Origin of the sequence: Longimicrobium sp. (assembly GCF_036554565.1) — a bacterium.
In the GTDB taxonomy this organism is placed as follows: domain Bacteria; phylum Gemmatimonadota; class Gemmatimonadetes; order Longimicrobiales; family Longimicrobiaceae; genus Longimicrobium.
Map to the genome: position 1 here is coordinate 1 of NZ_DATBNB010000138.1, position 7,340 is coordinate 7,340.

The window sequence follows — 7,340 nt, forward strand, 5'->3', positions numbered from 1 at the left end:
GTGCTGTGGTTCTCCGGGCTCGACACGTCGGAGTGGCGCGACACGCGTGCGGAGGAAAAAACCACCGACATCCTGGTGTACGACAAGATCCGCTGGGAACGCGACCGCCTGGTTCCGGAACTGCTGGACCCGGTGCTCGCCGCGATGGAGCGGCGCGGGCTGAGGGTGGAGGTGCTGCGCTACCGCTTTCACGACCACGCCGCCTACCACGCCGCGCTGGCCCGCTCGCGCGGAATGCTGTTCCTGTGTGAGCACGAAACGCAGGGGCTGGCCTACCAGGAGGCCATGGCCTCCAACGTTCCCATCCTGGCGTGGGACAACGGCTTCTGGCTGGACCCCAACCGCCCCCGGTGGGAGGAGCACCCCGTTCCGGCGTCGTCGGTGCCGTACTTTGCCCCGGAGTGCGGGGAGAAGTTCCGCGACATGGGCGACTTCGAGCCCGCGCTGGACCGCTTCGTGGCCGGCCTGGACGGCTACACCCCCCGGGACTACGTCAGCCGCGAGCTGTCGCTGGAGCGCTCGGCCGACCTGTACATGCGGCACTACCGCGCCGCGGCGGCGCGCGAGCCCGTGGCGGCCGGCGCCTGAGCCGTGGCCGCGACCGCGACGGCAGGCCCGCCGGCGACGCCGCACCAGGCGTTCCGCGGGATCCGCTACTTCGACACGCTGGACGGCCTTCGCGCGCTGGCCATTCTCTTCGTCATCGGGCACCACGCGCTGGGGCTGGAGAGCCGCGTTTTCGGCTATCCCATCCACTTCGCCCTGTTCTTCGCCATCAGCGGCTTTCTGATCACCACGCTGCTGCTGCGCGAGCGCGAAAAGTACGGCGACATCTCGCCGCGCCGCTTCTTCATCCGCCGGGCCATCCGCCTGTACCCGCTGTACTACGCCGTGCTGGCCATGTACGTGGTGCTGGTGTGGACGATGGAGTCCGGCACCGAGGCGGGCGCCGCGTTCTGGCGCAACCTGCCCGCGTACCTGACGTTCACCGCCAACTGGTTCGTTTCGCTGGATGCCAGCCGGGTGATCTTCTACTTCGCGTGGTCGCTGGCCGCGCAGGAGCAGTTCTACCTGGTGTGGCCCTGGATCATCAAGAAGTCGCGCAGGAAGTGGATGCCTGCGGCCTTCCTGGCCGTGGTGTTCGCGGTGGACCTGCTGCTGGAAAAGCTGATCGGCGCGGGTGTGCTGCGGATGGGCGGAACGGCGGCGCGCATCGTCACCAGCCCGTCGGCGCCCATCCTGGTGGGGTGTGCCCTTGCGTACGCGCTGCACTGGGCGCAGGGGTTCAACGCCGTCTACGCCGTTCTCGGGCAGCGCTGGAGCCTGCCGGCCGCGTTCGTGGCCATGTCCGCCGCGTACGCGCTGCACGTGCCCAATCCCTGGATGACGCTGCTGATCGCCGCCGTCGTGGGCGCGGGGTGCATCCGGCCCGACGCGGGGCTCAAGGGGGCGCTCAGCAACCGGGTGCTGGCGTACCTGGGCTCCATCTCCTACGGGCTGTACCTGATGCACATGCTGGCCATCAACGTCACCAGGCGCCTGCCGCTTTCCGGGTGGGGGATGTACCTGGTGGCGGTGGCGATCAGCGTCGTGGCGGCTTCGGTGAGCTACCGCTACTTCGAGACGCCGCTGCAGGCGTTCAAGGACCGCATCGCCGGCCGCCGCCCGGCGCCCGGCTGGCAGAACCCGGCGGGACCCGCCGTCGTCCCCGCCGCGCCGTCGGGGGACGGCACCGCCGCGGCGTAGCGTGGGAAAGCCGTTCACATTCCGCGACCGCCTCGTCAACTGGGCGTCGCGCCGGATGCCGGTGAAGTGGGCGCGGTCGCGGCTCACGGCGCCGGTGGCCAGCATCACCTTCGATGACTTTCCCAGGTCCGCGTGGACCGCGGGGGGACCCCTCGTGGAGCGCTTCGGGGGACGGGCCACCTACTTCACGGCGGGCCGGTTCTGCGGCATCCGCGAAGAGGGGATCGACTACTACGATGCCGACGACCTGCGGGCCCTGCACGCCGCCGGGCACGAGGTGGGTTCGCACACGTACTTTCACCGGTACGTTCCCGAGGTGCGCTCGAGCGAGCTGCTGGCCGACGCCCAGCGGAACGCCGACTTCGTCCACGGCATCCTGGGCGACGTGGAAATGACGAGCTTCGCCTTTCCCTACGGCGACGTTTCGCCGCGCACCAAGCTGCTCTTTTCGCGGCTGTACCCCTGCTGCCGGGGCATCCGTCCGGGGATCAACGCGGGGTTCCTGGACCTGGGGCAGCTCTGGGCGGTGTCGCTGGAGGTGCGCCACTGGTCGGCGGAGCGGATCGAGCAGCAGGTGGCGGAGGCAAAGGCCTGCAACGGGTGGATCGTCTTCTTCACCCACGATGTTTCCGACTCGCCCGCGCCGTACGGCTCCACGCCGGCCATCCTGGAGCATGCGCTGCGGACGGTGGCCGCCGCCGGGATCGAGGTGCTGCCCGTCCGCGACGCGATCCGCCGGGCGACCGCGTAGTCATCCATCGACGAAGGGCATCACGCAGAGACGCGGAGACGCAGAGAGAGTTCTTCTCGCCGCGCCTCCGCGTTTTTTGCGTGATCGCATCTCCTAGCCGGACTGCCGGCGGTCGCGCAGCCAGCGCTTCAGCTGCTTGGCGTGATCCAGCAGCCCCGTGCTCTGCAGTGCCGCCCGGGCCACGCCCTTCGCCGCCTTGCGGGCCCGCACCTTCAGCGGGGGCGTGCCCACGGGGCCGGCGATCCTCACGTGGGTGGCGTACAGGTACTTGTACTCCTCGTCGCCGATCAGAAAGTCGAACTCGGTGTCGCCCCGGCGGAAGCTGTCCTCCATCATCGCGTGCTGAAGAAGCCTGCCTGGGGAGTACTTCTGCAACTCCACGTCGTACGCTGGGATCCACGAGGCGAAGCGCCCCTCGTGCAGCACGCCGAAATGCACGGCGGCCAGCCGCTCGCCCGCGTACAGCGACGAAATCGTGAGGAGTCCCGTGTCGCGCAGCCGCTCGAACAGCTCCACGTTCCGCCGGTCCGCGAACCCGTCTCCCACGCCGGTGGCGCGGTACTGCCGCGACTTCCACTGCAGGCAGCGCTGGAAGGCGGCGGGATCGGGGTCGTCCGCGACGTAGCGGATGGGGCCGACCTCCGCCTCCAGCTTTCTTCCCTTGCGGCGCGTATCCGTTTGCTGGGGGAGGCGCGCGGCGGCCTCTTCCCACGACGGCGTGCCCCGCCAGTCCAGGTAGGGGCAGGGCTCGCACTCCGGGGGCGCGCCGGCGCCCTTCCACTCGGCCAGGGTGACGGTGCCCCGCAGCGCGACGGGAATCCACGCCACGGGGCGGACTCCCGTGGGAGGGTCCGCGGCGGCCGGCTCCAGGAAGTCCACGAAGGGAGCCCCCGTCACGGGTGTGCCGTCCACCGACAGCACCCGGAACACCTGCCCGGCCACGGAAACCAGCGCCGGCTCGCATCGCCGCCCGCTGAACCGCGCGGCCGCCAGGGCGTGCAGGAAGGGATCGGACGAAAAGAAGTTCATCCCCCGCGCCCGCGCATCCGCTGGCGGAGCACCAGCGCCACGAACCGTGTGTTGGTGATGGCGTAGCGCTTCCACAGGCGGCGCGGCTCCACCGCCAGCCGGAAGAGCCATTCCAGCCCCGCGCCGCGCATCCACCGCGGGGCCCGCGGCACCTGCCCGGAGACCAGGTCGAACGCGGCGCCCACGCCCAGTCCGACGGGAACGCCGAGGGCGGCCAGGTTCTCCTGCAGCCACATCTCCTGCTTGGGCGCGCCAAGCGCCACGAACAGCACGTGCGGCGCCGCCGCGCGGACCGCGCGGGCGATGCGCTCGCGTTCCGCCGGGTCGCGCTCGAAGCCGTAGGGCGGGCAGTACGTCCCGGCGATCTCCAGTCCCGGATACAGCCCGCGCATCACCCGCGCGGCGCCGTCCGCCGCGCCCGGGCGCCCGCCCAGGAGAAAGATGCGGATGCCGGTTCCCGCCGCGGCCGCGCACACGTCCTCGAACAGGTCTACCCCGGCCACCCGCTCCGGCAGCGGCACGCCCAGCAGCCGCGACGCCCACACCAGCGACACGCCGTCGGGCACGGAAAGCGCCGCGCCGGCGTAGGCGCCGCGAAAGCGCTCCGAGTCGCGCAGGAGCGCCACGTGGTGCGCGTTGGGGGTAACGACGTAGCCCGGCGGCTCGCCGGCCAGGGCGCGCTGCACCACCCACGCGGCGGCGTCCTGGCGGGTGAGCACGTCCACCGGCACCCCCGCGATGGTCACGCGGGGCGCGGGGAACGCGGGAGGCGTGCCCTTTCGCTCTCCGGCCGGGGCCGCCTCTCGCACCGTCAGATGGAGCTGTCGGTGGTGGAGCGCAGGCCGATCTTGTCGAACCCGGTCTGCTTCAGCTGGAAGGTGCGCCACAGCCGGCGGAAGACGGGGCGCGGCGCCAGCAGGCACGCCGTCCAGAAGGCGGAAAAGATCAGCTTCTCTCGCGGGCCGAACGCCGCGTCGGACCAGGTGGCGCGCGCCAGCCGCGCGTAGGTGCCCACCTGCTGCCCCGGCCCGCCCTGGAACTTCTGCAGCGCGAACACGTGCCGGAGGAAGAAGGAGTTGCGGTCCGCCGCGGCGCCCAGCCCGAAGTGCTCGGCGATCACCGTCTGCAGCTCCACCCAGCGCTTCACCCCGTCCGCCGACAGCATGGTGCGGATGTGGTTGCCGTCGGGGTGCATGCGGTACTCGGCCAGGGGCTCGTGTACGGCGCGCACCGGGGCCAGCAGCGACGCGCCCATCGTCAGGTACGCGTCGGCCGCGGTGCGGAACCCCTTCGTCGGCATCGGTACGAGCTGGGCGAACACGTCCGCGCGGATCGCGACCGCGGAGGTCGCGGGGGCGACATGACGCGTCGTCCGGCGGATCTGCTCGCGGAGGTCGCCTTCCGACAGGGCGGCGCGCTGGGGGCGGACGTCTCCCGTGCGCCGGTTGCGGTCGTCGATCACGTACATGGGATGCACGACCATCCCGGCGGCGGGATCGGCGGCGACGGCGGCGGCGACGCGCTCCAGCTTTTCGGGGAGCCAGCGGTCATCCGAGTCCAGCAGCGCGATCCACCGCCCGGTGCACAGGCCGAAGCCGTGCTCCATGGCGGCCGACTGCCCCCCGTTGGGCATGGGGGCCAGCACCATCCGCACCTCCGGCCGCGTGGCGCGAAGGCGGTCCATCCACCCCTGCACGCGGTCTCCCGTGCCGTCTGTTGACCCGTCGTCCACCACCACCAGTTCCCAGTCGGTGAAGCTCTGCGCCGCGACGGTATCGAGGGTGTCTTCCACCCACTCCGCCTGGTTGTACGCGGCGACGAGCACCGAAAAGAGCGGGCGCCCGCCGCCGTCCATTGTCCCTGCCGTCTCGCTCATCGTCCGGCCGCCGTGGGCCCCGGTTCCGGCACGGAGATCCACCCCCGGCGGCGCGGCGCGGGGGGACGGGCCAGGAGCGGCGAGCAGACCGCGGCCACGTACAGCGCCCAGCTGGTGTTGTTCTTTTCCAGCAGCACCGACTCGCTGAAGTTGTACAGCAGGGTAAAGGTAAGGATGAGCAGCGGCCAGAGCGCGTCGGCCGTGAGGGTGCGCCGTACGCCGGCCACCGCCTGGCGGAAGGCGGCCAGGTAGCCGGCCAGGAACACGAGGAGGCCCACCAGCCCCAGCTGCAGCGCCACTTCCAGGTACCCGTTGTGGGCGCTGGGCGTCAGCCAGCCGATCTCCTTGAGCGGCGCCGCGGACGGGCCCTTCTCTCCCAGCCAGAAGGCGTTGTAGCCGTAGCCGAACCAGGGCCGTTCCTGGATGGTGCGCGCCAGCACCTCCCACATGGGAATGCGGCCCGTGAGCGAGGGGTCCTTGCCCATCGCCAGCAGCAGCGACTCCCAGTTGCTGGCCACCACCGCCACCACGCTGCCCCCCACCACGACGGCGCTCACGAAGACGATCACGGCCAGGTCCATCCGCAGGCGCAGCATCCGGAAGAGCGCGGCCGAGGCGAACAGCACCAGCATGATGCTCAGCGCCGTCTTGGAGGTGGACATCAGCACCAGGAACACGCACAGCCCCAGCCCGGCCGTGCCGATCCACCGCCGCTCGCGGGACAGGTCCGCGCGGAGGAGAAGGAAGGTGACGGAGCCGATCACCATGGCCTTTCCCAGCACGTTCTTGTGGGTGAACACGCCCTGCCACGCGCCCGGATGGATGCCGTGGTCCACGCCGTACTGCGAAAGGCCCACGGCGAAAAGGAGCGAGAGCACGGCCATCACGCCGAACGCGGATGCGACGACGCGCAGCAGCTCGCGCGGGGTGAACCGGGCGGCGAGGAAGACGCCCAGGGCCGTGGTGCCCACGAAGGCGATCGCGCGGCGAAGCGTAAGGCCCGGCGCGGCGGACCACTCGGTAGACGCCAGCGCCAGCGCCATCAGCACCAGGAGGGTGGCTCGCCGGCTGACGGCCTGCAGCGAGGCGCGCCACCGCACGGCCACCATCCCCACGCTGATGGCGTGGACCACGCCGAACATGGTGCGCATCACCACGTTGCCCTCGTACGCCTCGGCGTTGCCCACGCTGCCGCCCTGCATCAGCAGCAGGACCACGGCGTGCGACATCAGGCAGATCGCGACGATGGAGAACGCCACCTCCAGCCCCCGGTACCCGGCGGCGAGCGCGTCCTCGAGCACGGCGTGGCGGGGCGCGCGGGGCCGTGCGGCCGCGGGGCGGGGAAGGGTGGCGGCGCCCGGGTGCGCCAGCAGTTCAGTCGCCATGGATCGTCCGGTATTCCTGGAATCGCAGCCGCGTCAGCCCGGTGAGGTTCCCCGCGCCGAAGGCGATGTACCACAGCGAGCGCACCACGCCGCTGCGGCCCTTCACCAGCCCGGCCGGGAGCGTCGCCACCCCGATGCCGATGCGGGCCAGCCCCTTGGCCACGCGCAGGGCCGCGGCCCGGGGCGAGGGATGGATTTCCCGCTCGCAGGCGCTCCACGTGTTGGCCGTGCGGTACACGCGCTGCAGGATCCACCGGGCGCGGGTGCGCGTGGCCGGGGTCCACTCGTGCGCCACCGCCTCGTCGGCCCACACCATCACGGCGCCGGCGCTGGCCAGCCGCAGGAACAGGTGCGTGTCCTCGCCCCCGGTCAGCGTGAAGCGCGGGTCGAAGGGCTCGGGCATGTCCCGGAGCACGGCCATGCGGATCAGCACGTTGCCGGCGCCGGGGTCGCGCTTGTGGGCGCCCGTGGGGAGCCGCGGCGCCTCGAAGAAGCCGCCGCGCTTCACCCATTCGGGCACCTCGCCCTCGAACATCGGCAGCACGGGGCCGGC

8 protein-coding genes are annotated in these 7,340 nt (G+C 71.6%); 3 read left to right on the forward strand and 5 right to left on the reverse strand.

Annotated features, from left to right (window positions below; all coding sequences use genetic code 11):
* From VIB55_RS03695 to VIB55_RS03705, 3 genes are all read left to right on the forward strand, one after another.
* A partial coding sequence (locus tag VIB55_RS03695) for a glycosyltransferase (RefSeq protein ID WP_331875319.1) occupies window positions 1–588 on the forward strand: 588 nt, incomplete at its 5' end.
* Between the two features lie 3 nt (window positions 589–591).
* Complete coding sequence (locus tag VIB55_RS03700; protein WP_331875320.1) at window positions 592–1,746, forward strand: acyltransferase; 1,155 nt, start codon at window positions 592–594, stop codon at window positions 1,744–1,746.
* Between the two features lies 1 nt (window position 1,747).
* Window positions 1,748–2,497 carry a polysaccharide deacetylase family protein gene (locus VIB55_RS03705; protein WP_331875321.1) on the forward strand — a complete coding sequence of 250 codons (750 nt, stop codon included), beginning with the start codon at window positions 1,748–1,750 and terminating at the stop codon, window positions 2,495–2,497.
* A 93-nt stretch (window positions 2,498–2,590) separates the two neighbouring features.
* Here VIB55_RS03705 and VIB55_RS03710 read toward each other — a convergent pair whose 3' ends face one another.
* From VIB55_RS03710 to VIB55_RS03730, 5 genes are all read right to left on the reverse strand, one after another.
* A complete protein-coding gene (locus VIB55_RS03710; protein WP_331875322.1) occupies window positions 2,591–3,526 on the reverse strand; it encodes a GNAT family N-acetyltransferase in 936 nt (311 codons plus the stop codon).
* Entirely contained in the window at window positions 3,523–4,335 is an 813-nt protein-coding gene (locus VIB55_RS03715; RefSeq protein WP_331875323.1) for a WecB/TagA/CpsF family glycosyltransferase, read from the reverse strand. Before VIB55_RS03715 ends, VIB55_RS03710 begins: the two co-directional genes overlap by 4 nt.
* A 2-nt stretch (window positions 4,336–4,337) precedes the next feature.
* The gene (locus VIB55_RS03720) at window positions 4,338–5,402 is read right to left on the reverse strand and encodes a glycosyltransferase family 2 protein (protein WP_331875324.1); all 1,065 of its coding nucleotides are present in this window, start codon (window positions 5,400–5,402) and stop codon (window positions 4,338–4,340) included.
* Window positions 5,399–6,787: an O-antigen ligase gene (locus VIB55_RS03725; RefSeq protein ID WP_331875325.1), complete on the reverse strand. Its 1,389-nt coding sequence runs from the start codon at window positions 6,785–6,787 to the stop codon at window positions 5,399–5,401. Before VIB55_RS03725 ends, VIB55_RS03720 begins: the two co-directional genes overlap by 4 nt.
* A partial coding sequence (locus VIB55_RS03730) for a glycosyltransferase family 2 protein (RefSeq protein WP_331875326.1) occupies window positions 6,777–7,340 on the reverse strand: 564 nt, incomplete at its 5' end. The genes VIB55_RS03730 and VIB55_RS03725, both read right to left, overlap by 11 nt.